Annotated in this window: 2 protein-coding genes; both read right to left on the reverse strand. The window is 58.8% G+C overall.

Annotated features, from left to right (window positions below; genetic code table 11):
* On the reverse strand, positions 1 to 180 hold a 180-nt coding region (locus tag TR36_RS14000), incomplete at its 3' end, for a FliG C-terminal domain-containing protein (protein WP_045393869.1).
* Between the two features lie 61 nt (positions 181 to 241).
* Positions 242 to 866, reverse strand: a 625-nt coding sequence (locus tag TR36_RS15830; protein ID WP_202814449.1) for a hypothetical protein, incomplete at its 5' end; no start/stop codon positions are given.

Below are 866 nucleotides of genomic sequence, written 5' to 3' on the forward strand. Positions count from 1 at the left end.
ATCGCCGTCGGACAACAGCGCGGTTATCAGGGAGGCAGGCTCCACAATACGTATAATTTTCGGAACATCGGCAGGCGACACCCTGTGCGGGATATGTGCGAAAGTGAAGATTGCCTTTCGCACCTCGGCGGAAAAGGCGGCATCTTCGGCATCCAGACCTTCCAGTACCGCATCTCGCATCTGGCTGCCCGATACGTTCAAGATGGATGGGGCCGGTGTCCGAGGATGATATCGCACTGACCTACGGCGGGCAGGCCGCGATCAATCTGGTGATGAGCTGCTGTCTAAGGGGGGATCGCCCCGTGGTTCTGACCGAGGAATTGTCATATCCCGGCTTTCGCCATGCGGCGCGCCTGTCCCGTGCCGAGGTGTGGGCATCGAGCTTGATCAGCATGGATTGCGGCCCGATGCCCTGGAGGCCGCGTGCCGGCGGCTCAAAGCGCAGATCCTTTGTGTCACCACCGAAGCGCAGAACCCGACAGCCGTACGGATGCCCGAAAGCCGCCGGTCCGAAATTTCGCTGATCGCCCGTGCCTACAATCTGCAGGTGATCGAGGATGACTGCTATTCGGTCAGCGACATGGCCTTTACACCAGTTGTTGCCCAGTTTTACGTCGCAATGCTCCTCGGAGGCGATGAAATCCACACCGGGAAACGGCACTTGGAAATCGCGGTTGGTGCCATCGGGGAGTTCGACATTCAACATCATCATCGGTGGCAGATCAGGGTTGTCCAACATGATCAACGGGCGGTCCATCAGGATCACCGCGGCCTTGAGGCCTGCCTGGGTGAACAGATCGAAATACCACCACTCGTAATGGCGCGGGTTTCCATCATTGTGATAGCCGTCGTCGCGGTCTGTCACG

The organism is Falsirhodobacter sp. alg1, from assembly GCF_000739715.2.
Lineage (GTDB): Bacteria > Pseudomonadota > Alphaproteobacteria > Rhodobacterales > Rhodobacteraceae > Falsirhodobacter.